Annotated in this window: 28 protein-coding genes and 1 pseudogene; 8 read left to right on the top strand and 21 right to left on the bottom strand. The window is 57.6% G+C overall.

The window, feature by feature from the left end:
- The 5 genes from HJB83_RS26190 to HJB83_RS26170 form a co-directional block, all read right to left on the bottom strand.
- Window positions 1–260: transposase (locus HJB83_RS26190; RefSeq protein ID WP_221132886.1), on the bottom strand; the 260-nt coding region annotated here is incomplete at its 3' end.
- Window positions 261–551: 291 nt separating this feature from the next.
- The gene (locus HJB83_RS26185; protein ID WP_221159692.1) at window positions 552–3,947 is read right to left on the bottom strand and encodes a TM0106 family RecB-like putative nuclease; all 3,396 of its coding nucleotides are present in this window, start codon (window positions 3,945–3,947) and stop codon (window positions 552–554) included.
- A gap of 38 nt (window positions 3,948–3,985) precedes the next feature.
- The gene (locus HJB83_RS26180) at window positions 3,986–4,420 is read right to left on the bottom strand and encodes a DUF6527 family protein (protein ID WP_221132884.1); all 435 of its coding nucleotides are present in this window, start codon (window positions 4,418–4,420) and stop codon (window positions 3,986–3,988) included.
- Window positions 4,417–5,607 carry a ThiF family adenylyltransferase gene (locus tag HJB83_RS26175; protein ID WP_221132883.1) on the bottom strand — a complete coding sequence of 397 codons (1,191 nt, stop codon included), beginning with the start codon at window positions 5,605–5,607 and terminating at the stop codon, window positions 4,417–4,419. Before HJB83_RS26175 ends, HJB83_RS26180 begins: the two co-directional genes overlap by 4 nt.
- Entirely contained in the window at window positions 5,582–6,037 is a 456-nt protein-coding gene (locus HJB83_RS26170; RefSeq protein ID WP_221132882.1) for a multiubiquitin domain-containing protein, read from the bottom strand. Before HJB83_RS26170 ends, HJB83_RS26175 begins: the two co-directional genes overlap by 26 nt.
- 240 nt (window positions 6,038–6,277) lie before the next feature.
- Here HJB83_RS26170 and HJB83_RS26165 point away from each other — a divergent pair, with 240 nt between their 5' ends.
- The 3 genes from HJB83_RS26165 to HJB83_RS26155 are packed head-to-tail and all read left to right on the top strand — an operon-like array spanning window position 6,278 to window position 8,297.
- On the top strand, window positions 6,278–6,613 hold the full coding sequence (locus tag HJB83_RS26165) for a helix-turn-helix domain-containing protein (RefSeq protein WP_221132881.1): 336 nt from the start codon (window positions 6,278–6,280) through the stop codon (window positions 6,611–6,613).
- The gene (locus tag HJB83_RS26160) at window positions 6,603–7,130 is read left to right on the top strand and encodes an ImmA/IrrE family metallo-endopeptidase (protein WP_221132880.1); all 528 of its coding nucleotides are present in this window, start codon (window positions 6,603–6,605) and stop codon (window positions 7,128–7,130) included. The genes HJB83_RS26165 and HJB83_RS26160 overlap by 11 nt, the downstream gene beginning before the upstream one ends.
- Window positions 7,131–7,139: 9 nt before the next feature.
- Window positions 7,140–8,297 carry a hypothetical protein gene (locus HJB83_RS26155; protein WP_221132879.1) on the top strand — a complete coding sequence of 386 codons (1,158 nt, stop codon included), beginning with the start codon at window positions 7,140–7,142 and terminating at the stop codon, window positions 8,295–8,297.
- 152 nt (window positions 8,298–8,449) lie between these two features.
- Here HJB83_RS26155 and HJB83_RS26150 read toward each other — a convergent pair whose 3' ends face one another.
- The 3 genes from HJB83_RS26150 to HJB83_RS26140 form a co-directional block, all read right to left on the bottom strand.
- The gene (locus tag HJB83_RS26150; protein ID WP_221132878.1) at window positions 8,450–9,007 is read right to left on the bottom strand and encodes a nucleotidyltransferase domain-containing protein; all 558 of its coding nucleotides are present in this window, start codon (window positions 9,005–9,007) and stop codon (window positions 8,450–8,452) included.
- A 158-nt stretch (window positions 9,008–9,165) separates the two neighbouring features.
- Window positions 9,166–9,369 carry a hypothetical protein gene (locus HJB83_RS26145; protein WP_221132877.1) on the bottom strand — a complete coding sequence of 68 codons (204 nt, stop codon included), beginning with the start codon at window positions 9,367–9,369 and terminating at the stop codon, window positions 9,166–9,168.
- Between the two features lie 20 nt (window positions 9,370–9,389).
- Window positions 9,390–9,839 (bottom strand): hypothetical protein, encoded by a 450-nt coding sequence (locus tag HJB83_RS26140; protein WP_221132876.1) that lies wholly within the window; start codon window positions 9,837–9,839, stop codon window positions 9,390–9,392.
- Window positions 9,840–10,138: 299 nt separating this feature from the next.
- Between HJB83_RS26140 and HJB83_RS26135 the strand changes: the two genes are divergently transcribed.
- A complete protein-coding gene (locus HJB83_RS26135; RefSeq protein WP_221132875.1) occupies window positions 10,139–10,687 on the top strand; it encodes a GNAT family N-acetyltransferase in 549 nt (182 codons plus the stop codon).
- Window positions 10,688–10,774: 87 nt separating this feature from the next.
- Here the strand turns inward: HJB83_RS26135 and HJB83_RS26130 are convergent, their stop codons facing one another.
- The 5 genes and pseudogenes from HJB83_RS26130 to HJB83_RS26110 form a co-directional block, all read right to left on the bottom strand.
- Window positions 10,775–11,278 carry a GNAT family N-acetyltransferase gene (locus tag HJB83_RS26130; RefSeq protein WP_221132874.1) on the bottom strand — a complete coding sequence of 168 codons (504 nt, stop codon included), beginning with the start codon at window positions 11,276–11,278 and terminating at the stop codon, window positions 10,775–10,777.
- Between the two features lie 120 nt (window positions 11,279–11,398).
- Complete coding sequence (locus HJB83_RS26125; RefSeq protein WP_221132873.1) at window positions 11,399–11,782, bottom strand: NUDIX hydrolase; 384 nt, start codon at window positions 11,780–11,782, stop codon at window positions 11,399–11,401.
- Window positions 11,783–11,850: 68 nt separating this feature from the next.
- On the bottom strand, window positions 11,851–13,395 hold the full coding sequence (gene tnpC, locus HJB83_RS26120) for an IS66 family transposase (protein ID WP_221132872.1): 1,545 nt from the start codon (window positions 13,393–13,395) through the stop codon (window positions 11,851–11,853).
- A gap of 68 nt (window positions 13,396–13,463) precedes the next feature.
- A complete protein-coding gene (gene tnpB, locus HJB83_RS26115; RefSeq protein WP_221132871.1) occupies window positions 13,464–13,817 on the bottom strand; it encodes an IS66 family insertion sequence element accessory protein TnpB in 354 nt (117 codons plus the stop codon).
- Window positions 13,814–14,119 (bottom strand): annotated as a pseudogene (locus tag HJB83_RS26110) (transposase); the annotation flags it as partial. The gene tnpB (HJB83_RS26115) and the pseudogene HJB83_RS26110, both read right to left, overlap by 4 nt.
- Window positions 14,120–14,251: 132 nt before the next feature.
- Here HJB83_RS26110 and HJB83_RS26105 point away from each other — a divergent pair.
- Window positions 14,252–14,788, top strand: coding sequence for a GrpB family protein (locus HJB83_RS26105; RefSeq protein WP_259671413.1), 537 nt, complete (start codon window positions 14,252–14,254; stop codon window positions 14,786–14,788).
- A 34-nt stretch (window positions 14,789–14,822) separates the two neighbouring features.
- Here HJB83_RS26105 and tnpC (HJB83_RS26100) read toward each other — a convergent pair whose 3' ends face one another.
- The 6 genes from tnpC (HJB83_RS26100) to HJB83_RS26075 form a co-directional block, all read right to left on the bottom strand.
- Window positions 14,823–16,379, bottom strand: a complete 1,557-nt coding sequence (tnpC, locus tag HJB83_RS26100; protein WP_221132869.1) for an IS66 family transposase — start codon at window positions 16,377–16,379, stop codon at window positions 14,823–14,825.
- A gap of 69 nt (window positions 16,380–16,448) precedes the next feature.
- Window positions 16,449–16,802: an IS66 family insertion sequence element accessory protein TnpB gene (tnpB, locus tag HJB83_RS26095; RefSeq protein WP_221132868.1), complete on the bottom strand. Its 354-nt coding sequence runs from the start codon at window positions 16,800–16,802 to the stop codon at window positions 16,449–16,451.
- Entirely contained in the window at window positions 16,799–17,182 is a 384-nt protein-coding gene (locus HJB83_RS26090; RefSeq protein ID WP_221132867.1) for a transposase, read from the bottom strand. Before HJB83_RS26090 ends, tnpB (HJB83_RS26095) begins: the two co-directional genes overlap by 4 nt.
- A gap of 799 nt (window positions 17,183–17,981) precedes the next feature.
- On the bottom strand, window positions 17,982–18,242 hold the full coding sequence (locus tag HJB83_RS26085; protein ID WP_221132866.1) for a ribbon-helix-helix protein, CopG family: 261 nt from the start codon (window positions 18,240–18,242) through the stop codon (window positions 17,982–17,984).
- A 134-nt stretch (window positions 18,243–18,376) separates the two neighbouring features.
- Window positions 18,377–20,230, bottom strand: coding sequence for an AAA family ATPase (locus HJB83_RS26080; protein WP_221132865.1), 1,854 nt, complete (start codon window positions 20,228–20,230; stop codon window positions 18,377–18,379).
- Complete coding sequence (locus HJB83_RS26075; RefSeq protein WP_221132864.1) at window positions 20,227–20,520, bottom strand: hypothetical protein; 294 nt, start codon at window positions 20,518–20,520, stop codon at window positions 20,227–20,229. Before HJB83_RS26075 ends, HJB83_RS26080 begins: the two co-directional genes overlap by 4 nt.
- A gap of 131 nt (window positions 20,521–20,651) precedes the next feature.
- Between HJB83_RS26075 and HJB83_RS26070 the strand changes: the two genes are divergently transcribed.
- From HJB83_RS26070 to HJB83_RS34790, 3 genes are all read left to right on the top strand, one after another.
- Window positions 20,652–21,167, top strand: a complete 516-nt coding sequence (locus tag HJB83_RS26070) for a helix-turn-helix transcriptional regulator (protein ID WP_259671412.1) — start codon at window positions 20,652–20,654, stop codon at window positions 21,165–21,167.
- A 1,016-nt stretch (window positions 21,168–22,183) separates the two neighbouring features.
- Entirely contained in the window at window positions 22,184–22,384 is a 201-nt protein-coding gene (locus HJB83_RS26065) for a hypothetical protein (RefSeq protein WP_207580823.1), read from the top strand.
- 294 nt (window positions 22,385–22,678) lie between these two features.
- On the top strand, window positions 22,679–23,701 hold the full coding sequence (locus HJB83_RS34790) for a GlxA family transcriptional regulator (RefSeq protein ID WP_207580824.1): 1,023 nt from the start codon (window positions 22,679–22,681) through the stop codon (window positions 23,699–23,701).
- A gap of 62 nt (window positions 23,702–23,763) precedes the next feature.
- Here the strand turns inward: HJB83_RS34790 and HJB83_RS26055 are convergent, their stop codons facing one another.
- Complete coding sequence (locus tag HJB83_RS26055) at window positions 23,764–25,095, bottom strand: diguanylate cyclase (protein WP_207580825.1); 1,332 nt, start codon at window positions 25,093–25,095, stop codon at window positions 23,764–23,766.
- A 183-nt stretch (window positions 25,096–25,278) separates the two neighbouring features.
- Entirely contained in the window at window positions 25,279–26,109 is an 831-nt protein-coding gene (locus HJB83_RS26050; protein ID WP_037078243.1) for a response regulator, read from the bottom strand.
- Between the last annotated feature and the right edge of the window lie 147 nt (window positions 26,110–26,256).

The raw sequence follows: 26,256 nt of genomic DNA, 5'->3' as shown, positions 1-26,256 counted from the left end.
GAAGCGGGCGGATCGATGATCACCGCTGCGAACTCTACCGCATCCTCGGGTGCAGGTAGTACAAGCTTTCCCTGCCGCGCCATCGTTCGCCAAGTCGAGAGGTGGTTCGGCTTCAGGCCGTGACGCTTGGCGACCTCATTGACCATCGCGCCTGGCCGAAGGCTCTCCGAAACGATCTGCGCCTTCACCTCATCCGGCCAGTGCCGGTGAACCTCACGACCAGATTTCCTGGTCGTGAGAACCTCCAATGTATTCTCCATGGAGAAACTCCCGTTGCTCGTCCATGGATAGGCGATCACAGATCAGGGCGGCGAGGACAACGTGGGAGCGGAACACCGGTTACGCATGATCGTACTCTGCGGTAAGACATGTCCCGACGCAGCCTCGAGTGCGGGCAGCGCGTCCGGATGATGCGCCTCAGCCCCCCAGAATGATGGCGTGGCCCCCCGGCATACCTGTAACCCCAAAGACCGATGCGGGTCGGGTCGACTTCCGGCCGGTTTTCGAGAAAGCTGATGGCTCGTCGCCAGTCTGCTATCTGCCGCTATGGATCACCGATCGACTGCCGCCTCCATAAGTTCCTGGAACAGATTGACGAGTTCCATTTGCATAAGGGTTGATACTGAGGACGCCTCAAGACCAGGGCTTGCGACGACGATCGCCAAGCACTCCGCTCTTGAAATCGCCACGTTCAGCCGGTTCTTCGAGAACAAAAACTCCATTCCCCTCGGACTCTCGTTCACATCCGAGGTACACATCGACAAGATCACCACCGGAGCGCCCTGCCCCTGGAATTTATCGACGGTCCCAACCTTGGCGCCAGCACCCAGTGCAGTTTGGAGTTTCCGGCGCTGCTGATTGTACGGAGTGATGAACAGAATGTCGTCTAAGGACAGCAATCTTGGCTTGTGGGAACCACCCGGCATGTACGATGAGCAGAGCAATTCCTTCGTCAGGGCTACGATCGCTTCAACTTCCTCGTCGGACGCCTGGGTGTTGCCGACGTGTGGTACAGGGTGGAAAACGATGCCTGTCCCCTTTGTGATCAGCGGACCGGCGGGTTCCACGAAGCGGAGATCAGTCTTCGGCTCGCTCGTCAGCCTTCCTTCGTAGATCGCCTTAGAAATGAAGCCGCAAAGATGGCTATGCATTCGATGTGTCGTCGGAAGGAACACGCCTTGATCAACGGGTATGGTCGCTTGTCCTTCCATATAAAACTCGAGTAGCGACATCCCGCTGCTGCCGGGGTGGCTTCCCTGTATGGGCTGGCCTAGCTGCATCTGGTCGCCCATCAAAACTATGTTTCTGGTAGCAGTGCTCATGCCGATCAGGTTGGCAATCGATACCTGGCCGGCCTCATCAACAAACAGATAGTCCAACTTCCCTTCCATGTCCGCATGCGAGTATGCCCAGGCAGTGCCGCCGACCACGACGGCCCCTGAACGAAGTCGTGAGCTTGCTTCTGTCGCGTTCTTGACCACGCTCACGCCGCGCCTCCCGTAGACCGTGAGCTCGCGGTCGGAAATGGAATCGATCCTGATGACCGAAACTGGTGCGCGTTCTTCGTCCGCATAGTCCAACACTCCAGAAATGAGGAGGTTAATGGCCTTGTGGCTGTTGGATGTGACACCCACGCTCCTTCCCGCCATCAAAAGTGCATGGATCGCACGGCTTGCCGCATGGGTCTTGCCCGCTCCTGGAGGCCCCTGGATGCAGAGGCAAGACTCATTGAGATTGCGGATGGCATCGTCTATTTCCGCTTGAAGCGCTTCCGGGTTTCGGATGATTGGCCCATCCTGGTTGCCGACGATCCGAGGACGCGACCTTCCGAGAAAATCGATAAGCGCGGAAGGCGCGAAAGCGGTAGCTTTCGCTCGTTGCGCAGCGCGTGCGATCGCTGCCGGAATTGGCTTCGGATTGACGAAGTCCAAGGGCACCAGAGACAGGCGATCCGGCGGAACAAATCCGGCCTTCAGCCAGACCCTCCCTTTGTCCTCATCCAAACGGTCAATCGAGACTTCCGGTGCGTCCACTCCAATAATCCGGTAGCCGCTCGTGCCATTCTTGAAGTCCTGGTCGGGATTAAAGAAATACTCATAGGACGCCTTGTTGCTGCGTCCGCCCTGCTCTATCAGCGCACTCGCGGTCCTTTGCAAACCGGACAAACAGTCCGGATCATCGAACAGCTCAGCCTCGCTCATTCCCTGGCGGTCGAAATAGCGCCACCAGACCGGCTTGTTTTCCCGTTCGTGGAAGTCGAGTGAATGAGCAAGCAGCTCGATCGGCAACGCGCTCGGCGGATGACCCGTACCATGCAAAGCCGCCTCCTTCAGTAGGACTTCGCGAAACTCCGCTGTCTCGTCACGTTCTTCCTTGTGTGGCGGCTCTTTCACCTCCGCCGTTCCGGCGTAAGAAAGGCTGGCGCGGAGTTGTTCTGCCCTTAGCCAGCGGGTCAGCTCTTCGGTGGAATCGCAGTCGTCACGGTTGTAGTCCCGGATGTCGCGCAGCACTTTGGATGTGCTCCAATCGTCGCCGTCGCGATTTTCGCGCCACTGCTCGTAGACGACCACGGACGCCCCGCCGGACGCCACCTCGGTCTGGCGCTTTTCGCGATAGAGGTGTTCGATGTTTTTGATCGAGTATCGCGGCTCGCCCACCACCAGCGCCTGCCGGACGATCTGAAAGAGGTCCACGAAGACGTTGTTCCGAAGAAGCTGGTCGACCTCGTATTCCATCACCCCGTAACGCCCCATCAGCCGGCGCAGCGCACTGACCTCATAGGCCGCGTAATGATAGATGTGCATGCTGGTGTCCGACAGCCACCGTGCGTAGGCCCAGCGCACGAATGAGACAAAGGCAGACTTTTCCTCGTCCCGGTCATGAGCCCAGAAATCTAGGAACGCACGGTTGCTGAACTGGTCGAAATAAGTCGCACCCCAGAGATACTCTAGCCCGCCTTCGACGAGGGGAAAGCCCTCGAGGTCGAAGAAGATGTCATTTGGTGACGCCGGTGGTAGCAGCTTAAGGCCTGTTGGCGTGACGTTGTCGTGCGCCGCGAGTTCCCAGTCCGGCTTTTCCTTGCCTGTCGACGAGATCTGCAGAGCGGCTTGTCTACGAAGTCTCGAGAACACCGCGTCGCCGATCTTGGGAACACTCGCCATCTCCGATTTCGCGAGTTCCGCACGCGTCATTATGCCGGCCTTGCTTAGGGCCTTGATTTGGCCGCTGGTGATCGTCGCCACTTGGCTGAGATGGTCTCTCTCCTCGAGAAGCGAAGTCGCGAGTTCCGACCAGCGGCCGTGCTCGGAACTCGCGCCGGGATCCGGCATGGCTGTTGGGTCGAAGGCGTCCTGCATCTCGAGGAATCGCTTGAGCAGTCCCCGATAGAACGCCATGTAGCTCCGGGTCTTCAGTTCGACCCTTTCGGAGTTTCCAAGAACGATGGAGATCGACTCGGGGCGGACGCCCTGTAGTCCTTCGAGCATGTCAGCATAGGCGCATAGCTGCACGGCATATTGTGGCTTCATGCTTCGTGACAGCTTCGTGTCCCATATTTCGTAGTGCCAGGAACCGAGCTTCGAGGGCAAGGGTACTCTTATCAGAAGGTCGGCGATGCCAGCCAGCCGCCCACGTTGCAGATATCCCTGCGTAATAACGTCTGCGCCGTTCCTCATCGCCGACGCAGTAGCGAAGAACATGGCGCTCGGATCGCCGGAGGCGATATCGACGAGCTGTCTGCCCTGTTCCGCCAGCTTGAGATTGTAGGCTGTTTCGTGGTCGGAGCCGCGTTTCGACAACGATGTCATAAGCGGATCTTCGGGATCCATCCTGGAAAGCCATGCCCGGTCGTGAAAGGCAGCGCGGTCCATCCAGGATGCAAACGGCGACTTGAAGAAGGTCACCAGATCCGAGGGGGAGAAGACAATCTTCTCATTGATCAGTCGCACTTCACCACCCCATTTCTCTCGTCGCCAATGGATTGCTGCTAGCGGAACAGCGAACGCAACCAAGCCCAAAATCCGATCGATTTTGCTTCCTCTGGTTGCTGTTCGATCACATTTCGGGGTTTGCCGGAAGCACCAAAATATTCCTCCCTAATGAACTCATCCCTCATTCGGCCTCGATCTATCTCGGTTTGCGACATGTCGCCGGCCCACCTGCAGACGTCGCGATCTATGACGTAGTGCGAGCGACAGGGCAGTCCCCAGCTCCCGACGGAAGGACGGAGCGATATCTTGTCGCCATGGGTGAACAGCCGCCATCCTGTCGGATTGAGCGGCGTCACTACCTTGGAGCCGCATCCGCAGAAGCAGTTGTGGACGGCGGTCTCGTATTCGAGCGAGATGTACAGGGTGCGCTCATCCCTTTTTGCAGGGATGAACTCCACGTACTTGTGGGCGATCGCAAAATCTCTTTTCATCGCTCCTCGCTGTCCTCGTTGGTCACCTCGTTGCCTCCGATCGAATAGGTGCTGTGATGCTCCTTCTCCTGGTCAAGATAAAAGCCGAAAAGCTTTTTCCAGCGGATGACGGCGAAGGCTGCATTCAACGCGTTGAGCTCTGCGATCTGGATATTCTTGTCGTATTCGTTCTTCTCGTCTGCCTGCGCGAACGGGATCCGGCCTAGGTTATGGACGTGACCCCGCCTGGCAGGCGTGCTTGTCGTGGTTCGGACCAGACCGCCGAGAGAGCCGTTCGCTAGATAGAGACCCATACCGACGTCAACGTAAGGGATATTCTCAGCCTCCAGCTTGGCGATGATAGGCCGCTTGCCGGTTCCTTCCATGCAGACGAAGACGAATTCCATGCCTTCGAGCAGATGCAGATGCTGATCCGTCATGTTTTCTGGATGAGGCACGATGCCCTTCCTCATCTTGCTGTAGATGCCCTGGAGGTAGGATACCTTGCTTTGCTTTCTCTCCAGCTCCTCGCCGGAAGCCGCGCCCGGCGTCCGGAAGGCGTTGTGCTGAAGGAAGACGTCGCCATCGAAGAGGTGGATTTCCCGGACGGGCGTCTTCGCGACCAGGTCAAGGACATATGAACCTGTGCCCCCGAGGCCCACTATGGATACCTTGTTGAGACGTAGCTTTCGCGTCACTTCTGTAATCTCGGCGCGACTCGATGCGGTATCCTGGTAGTGGAAAACCGAATCTTTCTCGTCCGGATGCACGACAGCAAAATTCTGAGCCGTCACGGACGGGTCGACCGAACGTGCACCTACGCCGAGAATCTCGGCGTAGGTGGTCATCTTGTGGAAATAGTCGCTATACCGGAGGCTGGGTTGGGGTTTGGCCGACAGGTAGTGACGCCCCGTAATAGTCTCAGAAACGACCAGGCTGGTCTCTCCGGCATAAATTTCCTCAATGCGGCGACCGTCGGCATGGTGGGGAAATTCCCCGTCGAGGTAGGTAGTATGGTTCTGAGGTTGAACGGTGGCGTCGTTCGCCACCTCCAGGTTCGAGATGAGCACGCCCCACGCTACCTTCCCGTCCGCGGTGAGGTATGGGACGCTCTTCATGATCAGGAAACCCGCGACAATGAGAATGTCGTAGCCTTCATTGCGCAGGCGCTGAAGGTCGGGACTACGAGCGATCGGTTGCTGTGACATCAAACACCATCCCGTTCTTGATCTTCACGGTCTCACCCTTAACTAGCGTGCCCTTCGGGTTCTGCGCCGGTCCCTTGCGGTAGGCGATCGTGAATACGATGTTGGGGCCGGTGGGAGCCGAACCGAACGCGAGAGCGATCGCTTCGTCGAACGAAAGCCGGATCTCGGAGGTTTCCTTCGCTTCGCCATTCACGACGATGGTCACGGCCTTCTGACTATAGAAGTGCTCGTCCTGCTTCAGATCGAGACGTGCATTGTCGCGGGGAACCAGTTGGTCTTCGCCATCGCCAGGAACCTCTCGGTAGAGTTCCTTGTGAGGCCCGATATCGCCCAGCTTGTACAAGGCTTCGCCCGTCGTTGGGGTGGGAGACGAGTACTTTTCGCGATCGATATGGATACGCGTCTCGTCGCGCTTCTGCATTTCACTCATGGTCATCACCTCGCTGGAACCGCGTCGCGCGGTCCGCTCAGCTCGCGGAGTCATTCCGCGATGCCCGGCTCGTTCTGAGCCGGTCCCACCATCTTCGCGACTGGGTCCAAAGACCGACGGTAACCGGAACCTAGCGCCGCCTCTTCCTTTTGTCAACAATGCAAACAAATTTTTAGTTTGTATTAATCACAAAATGTTTGTGAGGTTGACCAAAATGTTGTGAGCGCCTAAGAATGGGGCATGCAACACGAGTGGATTTATCCTGAAATCGGCAAGCTGATTCGTCGGCGGCGTAAGAGCTTGGGTAAGACGCAGGCCGAGCTTTCTCCTTTGCTGGGAATATCGAGGGCGTCGCTCGCAAACATCGAGACGGGCCGCCAGAAGATCATGGTCCATCAGATCTACGCGCTCGCCGAAGCGCTGAATCTGTCTCCGGAGGACCTTCTCCCCAGGAGTGGAAGCAAGCCCGAGCTAGAAGAACTGCCTCTTCCGGACGACTTAAACGACCTACAAAAAAGTCAGATAAATCAGCTTCTTATGGGGTCTACCTCTAAAGGCACTCTAAATGACGACTGAACTCCTAGATCCTCGCTTGGAAGCGCAGAAGGTACTCGACGGGATGGGACTCAAGACGGGGCCGATACCCGTCGAACGCATCGCGAAATCTCTTGGTGCCCAGCTCAGGTTTTCGCCGTTGGATGACGAGCTTTCCGGCATGATCTACATCAAGGACGGCGTGCCGATCATCGGCGTCAATGCGCTGCACCATCCTAACCGGCAACGCTTCACGATCGGTCACGAGATCGGCCATCTTCTGATGCATAGATCGTTGCTGTCGAACGTAGTCCACGTGGACAAACAATTCCCGATCCTTATGCGGGACCAGCTTTCATCCGCGGGCAGCGACTCGATAGAAGTCCAGGCCAACAAGTTCGCGGCCGCACTACTTATGCCCGCAGGCGTCCTCAGGGAGGAACTTGCATCGATGTCGTTCGACATCGATGATTCGGCACCACTCGAGGCTTTGGCCAAAAAATTCAAGGTGAGCAGGCAGGCCGTAGAATTCCGTATCCGCAGCCTGAATTTCTCCTGAGCGGATCAGATGACCGGATACGTGTTCTTCTCAATTCGCACGAGCGGCCCGGACCTCTTGACCGACAAGGTGCTCGAGGTCTCCGCTATCCGTACGAATCATGAGTTCACCGAACTGGCCCGTATAGCAGTCTCGCATGCAACGGAACCTCGATCGCTCTCCTCGGCGGACTCGGACGTCGGAAGCGTCGCCTCGCATTACACGATGATGAGGGCGGTGGCGCAGAAGTTTGCCGAATGGTCGCCCGCGGTGTTCGTCGGCTGCGACGCGATGCAGTCGAGCGACCGCTTCCTGCGCCGCGCGCTTTACCTCACTCTGCACGATCCCTTCCTGACCACGTCGTCCGGGAGTGGGAGGACCGACGTGATCCGGATGGCCGAGATGGCCGCGGTACATGCCCCCGGCAGCATCGTCATCCCTCGGGGCCAGGACAGAACGCCGGCATACGAGCTGGAGGCGATCGCCCGTGCGAACGGCGTTGCCGGGGACCGCAGCGGATCGTCGTCATGTGACGTCGATCTGGCGCTAGGCTTGTGCCGGCTGCTTGCGGACCGAGCGCCGCACGTCGTCTCGTCATGCACGAGGTTCAGCCAGGCGCCCAGCGTCCGGCATTTCCTCGAAGAAAACTCTGTCGTACTCTTGACGCGCAGGATCGGAAGCCGCTTGGACACCCGGCACGTCGCACTGCTCGTCACTCCCGATGACGCGTCTCGCGAGTGCTTCGTCTACGACCTGGCCGTCGATCCGATAGATCTCGCCGCCCTCGCAAATGAGACGCTGGAACAGCGGCTGCAGGCCGCACCAAAGCCCGTTGGTCTAATTCGCGTAAGTACGTGCCCAATTCTGACCGATTTCGACGAGACGATGCCGATCATGGGACTTGATGCGGAGGACATAGTGCGGCGAGCTGCGTATCTTTCTGCTAATCCTGATTTTCGGGCAAGGGTTATCCAGCTTTTTCGTGCAATTCCGAAAGGTCAGCCGCCGGCCGAATACGTGAAGCCTGCCTTCGAGCCGTTCTCAGGTCCGCTAGATCGTGATCTCGCTGCCGCGTTCCACCTGATTGATCTGAACGACGCCAACGACTGGGGTGGCAAGTTCGCCAACGAGCGATTGAATGAAATAGCAGATCGATTGTTGCTAGCGAGCAAGTCCGGCCTGATCTGAGCTAGACTCCCGGCGATACCCGCCTGAATCGACCGATTGTACGCGTTTGTGCGAGCACTTACGGCTTCTTTCGAGCTCGACCAACTAGGTATTCAATTGAATCAGATACCCTAGGTTACGCGAGGACGGGGGCGGTACATTCTGCAAATGGCTCATGGACCTATCACCGTTATCTTGGCCCCGTTCATGATCGCATCCATCACTCGGTCGCTGGCAAGCCGCTTCCACTCGGACGGCGTGTGAAGATTGAGATCGATTACGCGCCCGAGCGTTCCTTGCAACCTCTCCAGTGCCGACCCTAGTTCGAAGACGTCGATGTTGCCGACAATCAGCAAGTCAACGTCGCTTTCGGGGCCGTCCGAGCCGCGGGCGATTGAGCCGAAGATGAACGCAAAATCGATCCTGTCCCGAAAGGAATGAAGTTCCTGTGCGACAACGTCGGCCAGCCCGAACGACTTCATGCAAATCGACCGAAGGTCTGGATAGATGGGATGCTGCCTATTGATGGAGTAGAGCACTTGGTAGCCGCGTGCTGCCTTCATGACAATACCGGACGCTTCGAAACTCCTGGTGACGTTCCGTCCTGCACCTATGCCCTGGCCTCCTACAGCGACGAGTTCGTTGGTCCCGAACTGCCTGCAAGGATCGATAAGCAGTGCCGCGAGCATCTTCTGCTGACGCCGAGACAACAGGAAATCGATTGAAGACATGATGGACCAATACTTGGATTGATTGAACCAAAAACTGGATCAATTTACTTGCGCGCTCAGCGGGCTTCGAAATGCGGATTGAATTCATTCCTCAATATTAGAGGCCGAAGGGGAATCGACAGAGACGAGAATGTGGGCGGTGCAGCGGTGCGGAAAACTTATCGTTGACCCCTGATCTCAAAGTTCAATCCGCTAATCAACTGCAAGACCTCAAAAGCCAGACGCGCCCGCGCCGCCGGCGTCACGTTTTCCATCGACGTTCCCCGCAGACGGTCGTGAAGCATGCGATCAAGCTTCACGACATCTTCAGGTATGCGGAGAAACGGTGCTGGATGTTCCGCTGCGTTGACGGGTTCTGGCATCTGGAAGCTCCACCCTCGCCTTAGCTCGCTAACCGCATTTCCATGGACTTGCGGACGTTAAGCATCATCCGCCGCTGCCATCCAAATCGACCTTCGTACGACACCGGCCGAACGCTCATGTCCTCCGGATAGCAATCGCCCCAATTCTCGACAGGACGTCCGGTCTTCATCAAGACGACCTCAAGGATTCGCGCAGGCGGAACCCAGCCGAAAAAGAGATACCAGAAGCAGCAGTTCCAGACGTCTGCCAAATGGATTCGCATCTGGGTCATGATGTCGAGGTTCTCGTCCGCCCACTTGCCGTACCTCCACAGGCGGTCGTCCTCGGGATCGACCTCCACGGTCAGCCGAAACTGCTTCTTGTCCACTACGCTGCCGCTCAGCCCGTGGCCTTCCGGACTGGATGACTCCGTGAGCCAGACGGCAATCTTGCCTTCGAATCTTTCGAAATTGGTGATGACGTCGCCCACAGTGAGGCCATGTTTGTGGATTCCGCGAAGATGCGCTGTAAGCGGTGTTTTCCTCGCACGTTGAGCAAGCACGATAGGCAGTTCGGAAGGCTACCGCTGCGAAACTGATGGCAAGAATGCGCCAATAGCGGACTTCCTCGAACCATTCATTTAAGGCCATTTCCTGACCTCATTCCGGTCTTTCAGTCCATCCATGGGATATCCCAAAAGCTGCCGCTCGATAGATTTGAAATCATGACTTGCAGAGAGCGCGATGATATTGTGGCAGCGGGATAAGCCTGTTTGCCATGAGGGAAAGCATGATTGAGACAGACCGATTAAATCTCAGGGATTGGCGAGAGGCGGATAAACCCCTGCTGAGCGTGATCCATGCTGATCCTGAAGTGATGCAGTTCCTCGGCGGCACGAAGACTGCGTCTGAGACCAGCGATTTCGTTGATCGACTGACGCAGCTCTCAGAAGGTGGCGAGCCAACTTTCTGGGCTGCCGAGCGTATCGCTGACGGCTCGTTGATCGGTGCAATTGGCCTGCACTGGCTAGGTGATGATTTTCCATTTGGTCCGGCTTTAGAGGTGGGTTGGCGGCTTGGTCGCGAGTATTGGGGCAAGGGTTATGCGACCGAAGCAGCTCGCGCGGTTCTCGATTATGCATTTGGCACCTTGGATGTGCCCCGCGTTTACGCTTTTGCGGCACTAGCGAACAAGCGTTCTGAAATCGTGATGCAGCGGCTTGGGATGACGAGAGTTGAGGGCGGCGAATTTCCTCATCCCGATTATCTGCCGACCGACGCGAGTGCGATGCACACGCTGTATGTTGCCGAAAAGACAATATGGATGTCGGATAGCTAGGCCTCGAACTCGCAAAGGCGGACGGTGGCTTAGGGCCGAAGGTTGTCTTCGGTTTCGCGCCAAGAGCAGTCATGTTCGTGCGAATAGTTAAAACAGCAGAGCCATCGCCACCCGACGGAGGGGATCAAGCCCATTCGCAACCTGTCGGTCGAGGTTGCTCCTTAGGTGCTGAGGAATGGCCTCGCCTTCCAGAAACTTAAAGCCCAGTCTCGAATAGAATGGGGCGTTGAAAGGCGCAAAACGGTCTGTGGTCAATGTCACACCTGCAAGTCGTCTGCGCCGACCATCCTCGATCAAGGTTGTAACGAGACTTCGACCAAGGCCTCTTCTTTGCAAAGCGGGTAGAACATCCACCTCCCCGATATAGAGGTATCCGTCAACGACATACCCTCCGGAATAGGCGACCGCAGCACCATCTTCGTTGCACGCGACATACAGCATGTCGTCATCGAGGAACCGCTGCAGTTCCTCGTCGCTACTAGCGGCTGCGTCACCACTCACCGCGCCAGCCTCCCGAAGCGTTTCGAAAGAGGCTAACTCGACGGCTTGCAACGCTTGGAAGTCGTCGGGGGTACCACGTCTAATTCGCATTAGCTCCACCTACCTTATCGGCTGCTTCTTAACCCGCACATCATGACGATTAGGTGAAAGGTCTTCGTCCAATTCGGGCCGACTGCGGTCTTCCGCTTCGCGCCAACACCGGTCATTCGATCAAACGAGATTAACTGCTGAAATGATTTTCGGGTGTGCGAGAGGGTGCAGAGAAGTGGCGTCGCTCACGCGAACCCAGGTCAATTCAGAATGCTCGTTGCCAAGCAGTTTGGGCCGACCATTCAACCACTCGGTCACAACGTACAAATGATACGTAGTTTCTGTCCCGATATCATTGAAAGTGCCCACGTCGCGGAAGATGGTCGGTATCAATCCGACCTCTTCTTCGGCCTCTCGAACGAGAGCAGCCTCTACAGCTTCCTCCGCTTCCACATGACCGCCGATCAAGTCCCAGTGTCGTGGGAACTGCTTCTTATGTTCAGCCCGGCGGGCCATCAACACCTGATCGCCTTCGATGAATGCCGCCAATACAATATCCGTCACAATCATCTCCATCGCTTGTGGTGTAAACGTGTAAGATTCATCGAAGGACCGCAATGGGCAAACAGACTTCAGTCGCTTGATCGTGCTGCGAAGTTCCACGGCATAAGCTCAGTCACACGGCTCTGTTTGTGGCCATTGACAATGGAGGTGAGCGTGGCGGTCAGATACGCAAACGGATCGACGCCATTGAGTTTGCACGTTTCGATGAGCGAGGCGATGGTCGCCCAGTTAGCGGCCCCAGCATCGTGCCCGGCAAAGAGAGCATTCTTCCGATTGAGGGCTATCGGCCGGATTGTTCGCTCGACGGTATTGTTATCGACCTCAATGCGGCCGTCAGTCAGGAAGACGCAAAGGCCATCCCAGTATTTAGCGATGTAGGCGAGCGCTTCGCCGAGCGGCGACTTGCCCGCGACGCGGGCACGATGATGCGTGAGCCAGGTCCGCATGTCGGCGATCAATGGCGCTGACCGCGCATGCCTCCCGGCGAGGCGAGCGTCGGCGTCGAGACCGCGCAGCTCTGCTTCGATGCAATAGAGTTCGCCGATCCGCTTCACGCCATCAACGGCAATCGGTGCTGTGCCAGTACGGGTGATCTCGACCAGCTTACGGCGGGCATGCGCCCAGCAATAGGCTAATCGGATGTCGGGACCTACACGATCAGCCGCGATCAGGCGATTGTATCCGGCATAGCCATCCACCTGCAGGACGCCCGTGAACCCTTGCAATATCTGCTCGGCATGCTGCCCACCGCGACCGGGAGCATAGCTGAAGGCGACGCCCGGCGGCGCTCCTCCGCCCCACGGACGGTCGTCACGGGCCAGCGCCCAGAAGTAACCGGTCTTGGTCTTGCGTGAACCGGTGTTGAGCACCGGCGCACGGGTCTCATCCATGAACAGCTTGGTCGAGCGCTTCAAATCGGCGATCAGAGCGTCGAAAACCGGACGAAGTTCGAACGCCGCCCTGCCGATCCAATCGGCGAGCGTCGAACGGTCAAGATCGAGACCCTGGCGGCTCATGATCTGGGCCTGTCGGTAAAGCGGCAGGTGATCGGCGTACTTCGAAACCAGCACATGCGCGATGGTCGCCTCAGTCGGCAACCCGGCGTGGATCAATCGTGCAGGCGCTGGAGCCTGGGCGACACCGTCGGTGCAAGCGCGGCAGGCGTATTTGGGACGGCGGGTGGCGATGACGCGGAACTGCGCCGGAATGACATCCAGCCGCTCGGAGACGTCTTCACCAATGCAATGCAGGCCGCCGCCGCAAGCACAGATCAGGCTTTCCGGTTCGATAATCTCCTCGACGCGAGGAAGATGAGCGGGCAGAGAGCCGCGATTGGCGGCTCGGGCTCTAGGCTGCGGCTTCGCCGAAGGGCTATCGGCTTCATCTTCAGCATGCATGGCCGCAATAGCCGTTTCCAAGTCTTCCAGTGCGAGATCGAATTGCTCGGGATCGGTCTTCTCGGATTTGCGGCCGAAGACGGCCTGCTTGAAGGCGGCGACCAGCTTCTCCAATCGCTCGATCCGATCATCCTTGCGAACTTCACGCGCTTGCGCCGCGATCAGCATCGCCTTCAGGGCAGCAATATCGTCGGGAAGAGCGGCTGCATCCAACATGGTGAAAGTCTATCAAAACCAACCTCGCTTCGCCGTTAGAATTTGCCGCCCGAGTCACCGTGCCGCATCTATTCGACGGCGTCCGGCGCTCTCGTTTCCACGGAACGGACCCGACGCCAGTCGAGACCTGCAAACAGCGCCTCGAACTGTGTGTGGCCCAGTGTCATCAGGCCATCCTTGATGCCTGGCCAGGTGAAGGTATGCTCCTCCAGCCGCTTGTAGGCCATCACCAAGCCGCTGCCATCCCAATAGATCAACTTCAATCGATCCGCTTTCCGGGACCGGAATACGAAGACTGTCCCTGTAAAAGGGTCTTTGTGCAGCTCGTTCTTGACCAGCGCCGCCAGACCATCGTGGCCCTTGCGGAAGTCGACCGGCTTGGTGGCCACCATGATCCGAACCCGGTTCGATGGAAAGATCATACTGGAACCGCGCAGGCACGCGCGACAGCCGTGATCCGGGCAGCAGACGCGCCTTCTTCCAGGCGGATGGTGACCGAACCGACGATGACCTCAGGGCGGCTGACCGGTTTGCTTGGTGGTTCCGAAACGGGTGGATCGATAACAACCGCTGCGAACTCCAACGCGTCCTCGGGTGCAGGTAGAACAAGTTTGCCCTGCCGGGCCATCGTCCGCCAAGTCGAAAGACGGTTCGCCCGCAATCCAAAGCGTTCGGCGACTTCCTTCACCTTCGCACCGGGCCGAAGACTCTCCGACACGATTTGCGCTTTGACAGTAAGCGATGTCTCGCTCGCACCTTGACCAAGATTAAGTTATTCAGATTCGGAAACTGCGGCGAACGGGGCGGCGGTTCGCGGCAGTTGCGATCATACACCTACGATCACATGTGTTGACTTATGACCGCATTGCTCATGGAGGTCATGATGGCGTTGACTAGCACGATTTCGAAGTACGATAGGCGATGGCCTGACCTGTTCAATTCTGAAAGGGCTCGTCTCGAAGAGGTTTTCGGTACTAGGGCGATTGAAATTCACCATGTGGGGAGCACAGCCGTCCCTGGCCTTGCCGCGAAGCCGGAAATTGATGTGCTCGTGGTCGTCTCTGATCACGGAGATGAAGCCGGAATTGGTCAGGCAATGTCATCTTTCGGATATATTCGGGGCTCGAACCTCTCCGACGGACACCATTTTTATCGTCGCGATGTTGGGGGCGTCCGAACGCATAAGGTTCATGTTTGCCTGACGAGCCATTGGCAGATTTCCAGAATGCTGGGCTTCCGCGACCTCCTCAGGCAGAATGATGATCTACGGCAGGAGTATCAGAACCTGAAGCTGGAGTTGGAATCTAAGAACAAGCACGGGATTGGAGAATACCTCGCTCAAAAGGCTCCCTTCATCGATGCCGTTATGGGGCCTCCACCGACCACAAAATAACCGGCCTGAGCCGACAGAAGCCTTTGGGCACATATCACCGTTCCAGGCAATTCCAAGGCAGCAGTTCACCGATCCGGCTCTGCTTGTGGCCGTTGACGATGGCGGTGAGAGTGCTGGCAAGGTAGGCCAGCGGATCGACGGCATTGAGTTTGCACGTTTCAATGAGTGACGCGATGGTCGCCCAGTTCTCGGCTCCGGCGTCGTGGCCCGCAAAGAGTGCGTTCTTCCGATTGAGGGCAATCGGCCGGATTGTCCGCTCGACGCTGTTGTTGTCGATCTCGATGCGTCCGTCGGTCAGGAAGAGATTCAAACCATCCCAGTATTTGGCGATGTAGGCCAAAGCCTCGCCGAGTGGGGACTTCGTCGCAACACCGGCACGGTGATGGACGAGCCACGTATGCATGTCGGCGACGAGTGACGCAGACCGTCCCTGTCGCCCGGCGAGGCGAGCCTCCGGATCAAGGCCTCGCAGTTCGGCCTCGATCCGATACAGTTCACCGATGCGTTTGACGCCGTCCTGGGCAATGGGTGCTGTTCCGTTCCGGGTGATCTCCACCAGCTTGCGACGAGCATGTGCCCAACAATACGCAAGCCGAATGTCGGGCCCTATGCGGTCTGGCCCGATCAGCCTGTTGTATCCGGCATAGCCATCGACCTGCAGGATGCCGGAGAAGCCCTGCAATATCCGTTCGGCATGAATGCCTCCCCGACCGGGAGCGTAGGTGAAGGCCACGCCCGGCGGAGCACCGCCATTCCAAGGACGATCATCCCGCGCCAGCGCCCAGAAGTATCCGGTCTTGGTTTTGCGCGAGCCGGGATCGAGAACCGGAGCACGGGTCTCGTCCATGAAGAGCTTGGTCGAGCGCTTCAGGTCGGCAATCAGTGCGTCGAACACAGGTCGCAGCTCATAGGCTGCCCGACCAACCCAGTCAGCCAGCGTGGATCGGTCGAGGTCAATGCCCTGGCGGCTCATGATCTGCGCCTGCCGATAGAGCGGTAGATGATCGGCATATTTGGAAACCAGCACATGGGCGACGGTCGCTTCCGTCGGCAGTCCTGCCTGGATCAGCCATGTTGGTGCCGGAGCCTGGATAACGCCGTCGGTGCAGGCACGGCACGCATATTTGGGGCGACGGGTGACGATGACGCGGAACTGCGCCGGGACGACATCAAGGCGCTCGGAGACATCCTCGCCGATGCAATGCAAGCAACCGCCGCAGGCGCAGACCAGGCTTTCCGGCTCGATGACCTCTTCGACACGGGTAAGATGCTGCGGAAGGGAGCCGCGATTGATCGCGCGTGGCTTGGTAATCCTATTCCCAGCAGGAGCATCCGCCTCATCCTCGGCATGGATCGCGGCCATGACCGTTTCCAGGTCTTCCAGTGCCAGATCGAACTGTTCAGGATCGGTCTTCTCGGATTTGCGCCCAAAGGCTGCCTGCTTGAAGGCCGCAACCAGCTTCTCAAGCCGTTCGATCCGCTCATCCTTGCGGGCGATCTGGGCGTCTTTGCCTACTTCGCGTGCCTGCGCCGCAATCAGCATCGCCTTCAGGGCGGCAACATCATCGGGAAGATCGGCGGCATCAAGCATGGCCAGAACCTACCAAAATCCCGCTCGTTTTGCCTTCGGAATCCGTCGCCCTGAGTCATCGTGCCGCAGCTATTCGATAGCCTCCGGCGTTCTCGTCTGGACGGCATGAACCCGCCGCCAATCGAGGCCCGCAAACAGGGCTTCGAATTGGGCGTGGGTCAGCGTCATCAATCCATCCTTGATACCGGGCCAGGTGAAGGTGTGCTCTTCCAGCCGCTTGTAGGCCAGCACAATCCCGCTCCCATCCCAGTAGATCAGCTTCAAACGGTCAGCTTTGCGCGACCGGAACACGAAGACCGTTCCGGTAAACGGGTCCTTGTGCAACTCGTTCTTCACCAGCGCCGCCAGTCCGTCATGCCCTTTGCGGAAGTCGACTGGTTTAGTCACCACCATGATCCTGACGCGGTTCGACGGAAAGATCATGTCGCTGCCGCCATGGCACGCGCGATGGCGGCGATCCGGGCAGTCGATGCCCCTTCCTCAAGGCGGATCGTGACGGGACCGAAGACGATCTCGGGGCGACTAACCGTCGGCGTCGGTTCCGAACCTGGCGGATCGACGATCACCGCCGCGAACTCTACCGCATCCTCCGGTGCTGGCAGGATCAGCTTGCCCTGCTGCGCCATCGTCCGCCAAGTGGAAAGGCTGTTCGCTCGCAATCCATAGCGCTGCGCAACTTCATTGACCGTCGTGCCAGGCCTCAAGCTTTCCGAAACGATCTTCGCCTTGACCTCATCAGGCCAATGTCGGTGAACCTCACGTCCAGGCTTCCTGGTTGTGAGAAACTCCAACGTAGACTCCATGGAGAAACTCCCGTTCTTAATCCATGGAAACCTCGATCACAGATCAGGCGGCAGCGAGCAATGTGGGGGCAGAACACCGGTTACGATGCGCTGCGGACGTGTAGTGGTAGAGCTTCATCGTGGTCTCCTGAATTTCGATCCCAAAAGCGTGGCGCCGTCTGGAATGGACGTCAACCGGTCGAGCCGGTTTGCTTGCAGAAAGGATCGAAAGAGCACTGCCTGCAGTCGAATCCATCGTCGCGACCTTCTTCTCAGGATTCCAGTTGACGCCGCCTGTCGTTCTCCCGGACCATGATCAGATCGGAACAAGAGGTAGTCATGCACGCGCCAACAAAATTTCACCCCGGCTCGCTTCAAGCCATTCGTGACGTCATGGAACGTCGGGCGGAACTCATCGAGGAAGTCTGTAACCGGCGAGGTCTACCCGGCATGCATGTCGGATCACTGATCGATATACTGACGATAGGCTCGTTTGACGATTGCTGTTGTGGTGCGGTCACTGGTCGCCTCCAGCACCGCATAGTAGGTTGGCCGTCCGCTAGGCTCCGTGAGAACGTAAAGCGAGAACTTCGGGCCAGAATTGGCTCCGTTTTGGAAAGTGACGAAGAGATCGAGGACGCCTTTGAACGGGGCTTCGAGCTAGCTGTAGGGAACATCGCGGTGGACCGTGCCTGGAGCGGAGTGACAGCGTTACAACACCGTGCAAATCTATATCCAGACAAAGCAACGACCCAGCTCCTGGATCGCACTCGCGTGCTGTCGATTGACAAAAACTCGAACGATTGACGTTTACCGATCATCACTCGATACGAACGACAACCTCATCCAAGTGCGCGACGATATCGCTGAGATCGACCACAGCTCCCGCGGCTGCTTGTTTGCAAGCTTCGACGTCCTCGAAAATATCTGCCCCCTCGTAGAGCATATATGTTTCGACCGCCCGGCGAATTATGAAGCCTTTCGACTTCGTGGTAACGCTGGCGAGGTTTTCGACACCTGCCAGAACATCCTCGGGAATCCTGACAGTGACGATGGTTCCGGACGTCGTGATTTTTCTCATCGGCTTCTCCTTCGTCGAAAGTGGTCGTCGATCAAGTAATGGTTATTGATGGGGGATTGCGTGACATCTTCACGGCAGCGGAACGGCGCTCGACGGGTCGTTCATGTCGACGGCGCCTTACCGCGGAAGCCGAACTAGATGTCTGCTGGAGTGAGAATGAGATTACGTTCAGCCACGAGATTGGCCGCCAGGCTCATCAGATGGCTCCGCTCGGCCGTTAGCATGTCCATGGCATTTTTCCATTCCGCCATCAGGATTCCATCGACCTCCGCCGACAATGATGGCGGGACCCAAAATTCAGAGCTTGCCTTGGCTGCGCTAGCGTAGAACCGCGGAATCCTTCCCATTCCGAAGGACACGACCATTTGCTTCGCGATCCCCGTCGCGACGTCGAGATCCGATCCTGTGAACGCGGCGCCGCCCGTGGCTCGATTGCCGATCCCGACCATCTCAGCCGCCAAACCTGCAAGGGCGATACGGATCTGAGCTCTTAGAAAGTCTTCCGTTGGCAAAAGCGAATCCTTGAATTCGTATTGGACCTGTCCCGCCGACTGGACCTCATATTTCTCAAACAGCGTGTCGGACAAACTGACGTCCACATGTGTTACCCAGCCAGAGGCTATTGCGACGATCGCATGTCCGACTTCATGCACCGCTACTCGCTGGAGTGCTTCGTCGGAAAGCGTCACTCGCGATGGCATGCTTTTCTCAACGTCTTGAAGCTCGACGTCTCGGCTTTCGTTGCGCGCGAGTCTTTTGATCGCTCGTGAAAGGCGCTCTAGTTCGGCGGGCGTGGAATCTTTAAGGACATCCGTAAACCGCCGAAGACGCTCGGCGTCGAATCCATCGAGATGGTGAGAAAGGATCGCCGCGCGTTCCTGAGCAGACGGCGTGTCTATGACTATGTGCTTCTCGAACCGGCCCGCGCGAAGGACTGCCGGGTCGATGTCACCTACGCGGTTAGTCGCACCGAGCAGAATGAATCCCTGCCAGCCTGCAGAGACACTGCACAGTTCAAGGAACGTATTTACGACCTGGCTCTCATAGAAGATGTTGTTACCGTGGTGCGCACGATTGCCGATCGAATCCAGTTCGTCGACGAAGAGAATTGCGTTGGTCTTAGATCTGGCTTCCTCGAAGGAAGCTCGCATCGCGCGTAGCATATCTCCGAGGTAGCCGCTCTTGCTCGACTGCCATTGACCTGCCGATGTAGCAATCAATGGAATTCCGAGTTCTGCAGCCAAGCCGCCAGCGCACATGGTCTTTCCCACGCCGGGCGGACCGATCAACAAAGCCGCGCGATCCACATTTGACCAGGCAAGCCTCCCTGCTCGCCAGGCCGCAATATCGATCGCAAGCTCCGACGCCCACTCTCGAACAGGCGCCAGACCGGGTATCTCACTAAGCCGCTTCACTGGATTAAAGGCCGGTGAATCCTTGACCGCCGACAGCAGCCCGAAGTCTACCCCGTCGAGCGATTGACGGCAAAGAAGTGCATCAATGGTTGCCCAATCTTGCTCGACAAGCTTCTCCGCGATCTCAAATCGGACTTGGGGCCGGCCGGTAAGTTTTCGGACGGCCATCACATGCCGCGCAGTTGGCTTTTCGACAACAACGATCGCGTCGGCGGCCAGCTTGACCTTGTAGGGAAGAGCATCGTGGCTATCGGTTACGACGATCGTCTGCGCATTTGCGCGGAGCACGTCGATGTCGGTTCGGCGCTTCGATCCCGTCTCGAAGGAGATTACCTGGTGTCGGGACGTTTCGGCGCGGAAAAACGCGCGATGCTGCCCGGATATAAGCAACTCCGCGGCACGTTCGAAACGAGGTATCCATTCCTTGTCAACAATCACCACGACGACGCCCGGCGCGTTCTCGCGGCACTGTGGGGTGTGACGGACGGCGCGCCGGAGCGCGCAACTCGCGGCCAGCACCCCTGGCCTTTTACGGATTTCTCGAAAGGCCGCAGCCGTGATCCGGCGCCTCATCTCACTCTCTCCGATCCGAGCCGGTACCACTGATTAAAAGTACGGGCGAAGGATTCGCCTTCGGCTTGAGACAGAGCGAAGAGCTGACTGGTTTTGACGCGCGCTCTATTCGGATGGGCAGGATGGCCCTCGACTGTTCCTTCGATGCAGCTCACGACCCGGAAGTTAGGCATCCATCGGTCCAAGACAGGACTCGCCATAATTGCCGGGGCGGTGATCAAACCCGCTTCTTCCAGATCTGCAACAAGGCGTTTCAGGCGGCCCAGATCTTCTGTGAAGTGGGTTTTCATTGATTCGACGCACTCCGTGGTTACACGAAAGAGGGCGCTTGATATTCGCCGTTTTGTGTCTCTTAGGCGCCGTCTTGTGGCTGATTCCCGAACATGTTGTCAACTCTTTTGAATCCTGAAATCGATGTCGAATGGAAATCGTGCACAGGCTGCTTCACGCAGCCCGAGAAGTTCTGGACTTGAAACAGTCGGACGTCGCCGCTGCAACGGCCATATCCACACGCACACTCAATCGGATCGAAAACGGATCCAATCTCGTAAGCTTTGAGACCCTTGCCAGACTTCGTGAGCATTTCAGTGTGCTGGGTGTCACACTCGTCGAACAGGAAAATGGGAAGGCTTGGGCACTGGAATTTGGTCGGACGATCGCGCCTCCGCCCCAAAAGGCCGAAAGCGCGTTTAAGATCTACGATCCGTTACCAGGTCCTCTTTTGAAAGCTGCCCGGATCCTAGTTGGCATGAACCAAGAGGAACTGAGTGGAAAGTCAGGCCTCGCACACACGACGATCCGGCGTCTTGAAAAAGGTGACGCCTCCGTAAGAGCCGAGAAGGCCTATCTCCTACAAAAGGCGTTCGAAGAGTGCGGTCTGATATTCGTAAAGCCTACGTCCCAGCATGGCTGGCGGCTGCAGTACTCATCTACTTGACCACTCCCGCAGCCCGCCTATGAAAGTGGGAGAGGCGGCTGGATCAACTGTCATACGACCCGGACTTGATCCAGCGCGTCGGTGAAAAGAGCGGGATCGAAGTCGCGGCACCTCAGGCGGTGGTGGGCCGGGTGCGTGCTCAAGCACAACACCGGTGCAAACTCTCGCGGGTAGGACATGTTCAGCGACGTCGGAAAATTGGCCGAGGTCGAACAAGCGTTCTGTTTTAACTGAACCGACAACTGACGCTTACCTCGGCCCACGTGTCGACCTAGGGGAACCTCCGGGAGGGAGACCGCATACCCGAGCGTCGGTTCGAGGCCGACTCTTGCCCCCGCGACGCCCAAGTTGGACTTTGTGCTGAGCAAGTGCGCCACCAAGTACCCGACCCAGGGTGCCGGCGAACCCGGAAATCCCTTTCCTTTACAGAAAATCGCAATTAATTTTCGTGCGATTGCTCGGTTGGAACAGCGAGAGCGTCGGGATGCTCCAGGACGATGATATTTCAAGATACGCCTTAAACAAGCGCTTCAAACATCGCAATTTTGTTTGGCTACGGAGTACCAGTTCGTCGGTGCCGACATGAAGTCCGGAATTTTGCCTTTCGAGCACCAATTCGTTGATGCCTCAGTAGAAAAACGATTCACACCCGACCGGTCCGGGATTGATTGTCCTCGGGATGCAATTCAGCAAGGGTTCCAACAGGTTTAATTGGTGACAATTACGCAACAATGGAGATTTGTCCCGTGGAGAAAGAGCAATAACTGGAAATACTTACGCCATCCAAAAGTGCCATTTGAATTGTTTTTTTGATGAAATGAATAAATGTGAACTGACGCTATAGCAGCGGTCAGCTCTTCCGATCGGCGGGCGCACGGCGATCGTTCAATATCTCTGATGTTATCCATAAACTCTATTCGTTTGAATGATGAGTTCCGGGAGCCCATATTGTGATTACGGACATGGACGAAACCTCCCATCGAGACCATGCCCCTGACCCAAGAAAGGATCTGGACATGACCACGCTCATCTATCGGGGTGCTGGCAAGACCCTCACCTCCGGCGAAGGCCGCTTCGATCTGGCACATTATGCCCGCAGGCTTGTGCTCGCTTGGACGCGCTGGCAGACGGCTCGCGAAATCGAAGCCATGCCCTTCGACATCCGCAAGGACATCGGCTGGCCGAGCACGGACGACAACAAACACCGGACCGTGTAATGAATGCGACATTTCTCCCAAGATGAGGCGGCGTCTGCCTACTGCAACGCCGCCTTTCTCATGGGCTGACCGTCCATTCCCAGGCCGTTTTCGATCTTGAATTTCAGATGCCTATCAGCCTGTTCGTTGCCCTTCCCACGCCCCTTCCGGGGGTTTGACCGGCTAGATCTCAGGCGATGTCGCATATTTGCTCTTCCCGGCCGCATTTTTCCATGCCAGTGTCGCTTTCAGGACATCGGCGCGACGCAATCCGCGCAACGAATGTGTCATCGCCCCTCGAGCATGGATTTCGCGATGAACAGGATGCAGATCAAGAAGCGTTCGCTGGTCTTCTTTATGGTACCGCAATTCACCATGCTGCCCTTTTCGGCGGCCGTGGACACCTTACGCATCGCCAATCGCATGCTCGGCTATCAGGCCTATACCTGGCGGCTCGCCTCCCTCGACGGGGAGAAGGTCTATTCCTCCTGCGGCATCGGCGTCGAGGCGAATTCCTCGCTGGCCGAGGAGCGCCGCCATCTCGGCGGCGAAAACCGGCCGGGCATGGTGCTCGTCTGTTCCGGCATCGATGTCGAGCAGTTCAACAACAAGTCGGTCAATGCATGGCTGCGCGAATGCTATAATCGCGGCGTTGCCGTCGGCAGCCTCTGTACGGGCGCGCATGTGCTGGCCCAGGCCGGCCTGCTGAACGGCAAGCGCTGTGCCATCCACTGGGAAAATCTGCCGGGCTTTTCGGAAGCCTTCCCGCAGGCCGAGGTCTATGCCGATCTCTACGAGATCGACGGCAATCTCTATACCTGCGCCGGCGGCACCGCCTCGCTCGACATGATGCTCAACCTCGTCGGTGAGGATTTCGGCGAGAGCCTCGTCAACCGCATCTGCGAGCAGCACCTGACCGATCGCGTGCGCAATCCGCATGACCGCCAGCGCCTGCCGCTGCGCGCCCGTCTCGGCGTGCAGAACGCCAAGGTGCTGTCGATCATCGAACTGATGGAAGGCAATCTGGCCGAGCCGCTATCGCTGATCGAGATCGCCGATGGCGCCGGCCTCTCACGCCGCCAGATCGAGCGGCTGTTCCGCCAGGAGATGGGCCGCTCTCCGGCCCGCTACTATCTGGAAATCCGCCTCGACCGCGCCCGCCACCTGCTGGTGCAATCCTCGATGCCTGTGGTCGAGGTTGCCGTCGCCTGCGGCTTCGTCTCGGCTTCGCATTTCTCCAAGTGTTATCGCGAACTCTACCATCGCTCACCGCAACAGGAGCGTGCCGAGCGCAAGATGACCATGGCGACCGCGCGCCAGCAGCCGGTCGCGGCCTGAGAGTTTGAAAAAACAGAGACTGCCGCCTGAAATGAAACGGCGGCGGCTCGCCCAGGATGGCTCTACTGCGCCGCCTCTTCCGTCATCTTGGCGTCCGAATAGACCTGGTTGCGGCCCCGGTGTTTGGCCATGTAGAGGAATTGGTCGGCGGCGTTGAGATAATTCTCGAAGGTCTCGTAGCCGCCGATCTCGGCGATGCCGATCGAAATCGTGACACCGAGTTCCTCGTCGTCTGCCGTGACCTTCAACCGAGAAATATCCGAGCGGATCTCGTCGCAGAGCTTGGTCGCCGCAAGGGAATCCATCTGTGGGAAGAGGATGGCGAATTCTTCCCCGCCAAGCCGCGAGAGAAGATTGTCGCTGCCTTCGAAGATCGTGAACAACCTGTTTGCGACAGCCTTCAGCACCTTGTCGCCGATCTCGTGGCCATAGGTGTCGTTCAGTCGTTTGAAATGGTCGATATCGAGAATCGCCACCGAACTCGGCACTTTCAGCCGCAGGCACTCGTTCACCAGCTTCGGGCCATTGTCGTAGAAATAGCGGCGGTTATAGAGGCCGGTCAGGTAATCGCAGGCCGCCGCCGCCCTGAGTTGCCGCATCTGCGCCAGCGTTTCGGCATTGTTGGCGATGCGGCATTGCAGTTCTTCGGCGACGAAGGGCCGGTAGACGAAATCGCTGGCGCCGGCTTTGAGGAAACTCGCCGAAAGCATGCGGTCGTTGGAGGAGGAAACGCCGATGACGCGCAGCCTGTCCGAACCGAAGCGATGGCGGATACGCCGCGTCAACTCGTAGCCGCTCATATCGGGCATGTGGTGGTCGGTGACGACCAGTTCGATATCGCTGTAGGCCTCAAGTGCGGCCAGCGCCTCGAGCCCCGAATTTGCCTCGACGACGAGATATTGCTGCGCCTTCAGGAGGTCAACCAACACCTGGCGCACCGAGACGACATCATCGACGACGAGCACCCGCGTCTTGCGGTTGGAGATCGCCCGTCGGACGGTGGCAACGAGATTGTCGAGCGCGAATTCATTGTCCTTCAGCACGTAATCGATGACATTGCGCTCCATGATCCTGTTGCGCGTATTGACATCGAATGTCGCGGTGAAGACGATCGCCGGGATATCGTGCTCGATCGTACAGTCGAGCGCTTCGCCATAGGGCGAATCCGGCAGGTTGAGGTCGACCACGGCCATGGTGTAGCCGTGACCGTCCTCGGCAAGTTCTTTGCGAAGAGCCTTCAGCGACGGGCAGGATTTGACCGCAAGGCCAAGCTCGGTCTGGAACCGATGGCAAAGCACGGCGGAAAACATCCGGGAATCTTCAACCAGAAGTATTTTGAGCCCGCCGGAGCGCAGCCCGATGCCATCTCGCTGAAAATCCGCTTGAAAAGCCACAGCCGCTACTCCCCCATGCGTCCGATGGCCTCGACTCGGCCCTCTCCCCGGCGGGGCGGACGATAACCGAGAGGGCTGCGCGCGTGAAGGGGGCAAATCGCGGCGTTACTTGTAATTGCAGAAATTCGACGACGGCCTGTTTCCGTCATCTCCGCCCCTATGGCGATGATACTGGAAGGGCCTTCAGGCAACCGCCCGCTCCCTGCGCATCGACTGGATTTGCAGCAGCGTATCGAGGTTCTGGTTGACGCGGCAGTAGAACTCCTCGTCGATGAAGGGACGCAGCATGAAATCATTGCCGCCGGCCTTCAGGAAACGCGCCGAAAGCAGCCGGTTCGACGAGGAGGAAACGCCGATGATGCGCAGCTCGTGCGAGCCGATACTGGAGCGGATACGCCGCGTCAGCTCGAAGCCGTCAATGTCGGGCATATTGTAGTCGGTGATCATCAGGCCGATATCGCGGTTGGCCTTCAGGATCTCCAGCGCCTTGCCGCCGTTCTCGGCGACGCTGACACGGAAATTATACCGCTTCAACCGGCTCGACAGCAGCGCGCGGGCCGTCGCGCTATCGTCGACGATCAGCACGTGGTGACGATGATTGGTCAGGAACCGGCAGATCGATTCCGCCAGAAGGTCGACGGCGAAGATATTGTCCTTGAGGATATAGTCGACGATATCCTTGGCCATCAGCTTGTCGCGCATGCTTTCATGGAAGGTGCCGGTAAACACGATGGTCGGGATGGAAAGATCGACCAGATATTCGAGCGCTTCGCCGTTTTCGGCGCCGGGCAGGTTGATGTTCGAGATTGCCAGCGTGATCGGATCTGAAGACTTGTCATAGGAAACCTGCAACTCCTCGAAGCTGCGGCAGATCTCGACGTCGATGTCGAACAGCTCCTTGAGGCGTTTGCTGATCATCGAGGTGAATACGTTGGAATCTTCCGCGACAATAATACGCGCGCCAGCAAACATTTCCCCGGAATATTGCATCCCCGAAATACCTAGAAACGCCATAGCAAACCTTTGATGTAAATTCTGTCCCCGGATCAAATTGGTACATCAATTGATTTGAATAATTCTTAATCAGCACGGCTGGATATAAAACGAAGAAGCAGCCCGATGGGGCCGCCTCCGTTTTCTTGCAAATATGATTAAGAAAGT

The organism is Rhizobium sp. NZLR11 (assembly GCF_019685115.1).
GTDB lineage: Bacteria > Pseudomonadota > Alphaproteobacteria > Rhizobiales > Rhizobiaceae > Rhizobium.
Note: the sequence above shows the minus strand (reverse complement) of the source record. Positions and strands in the feature narration are given on the sequence as shown.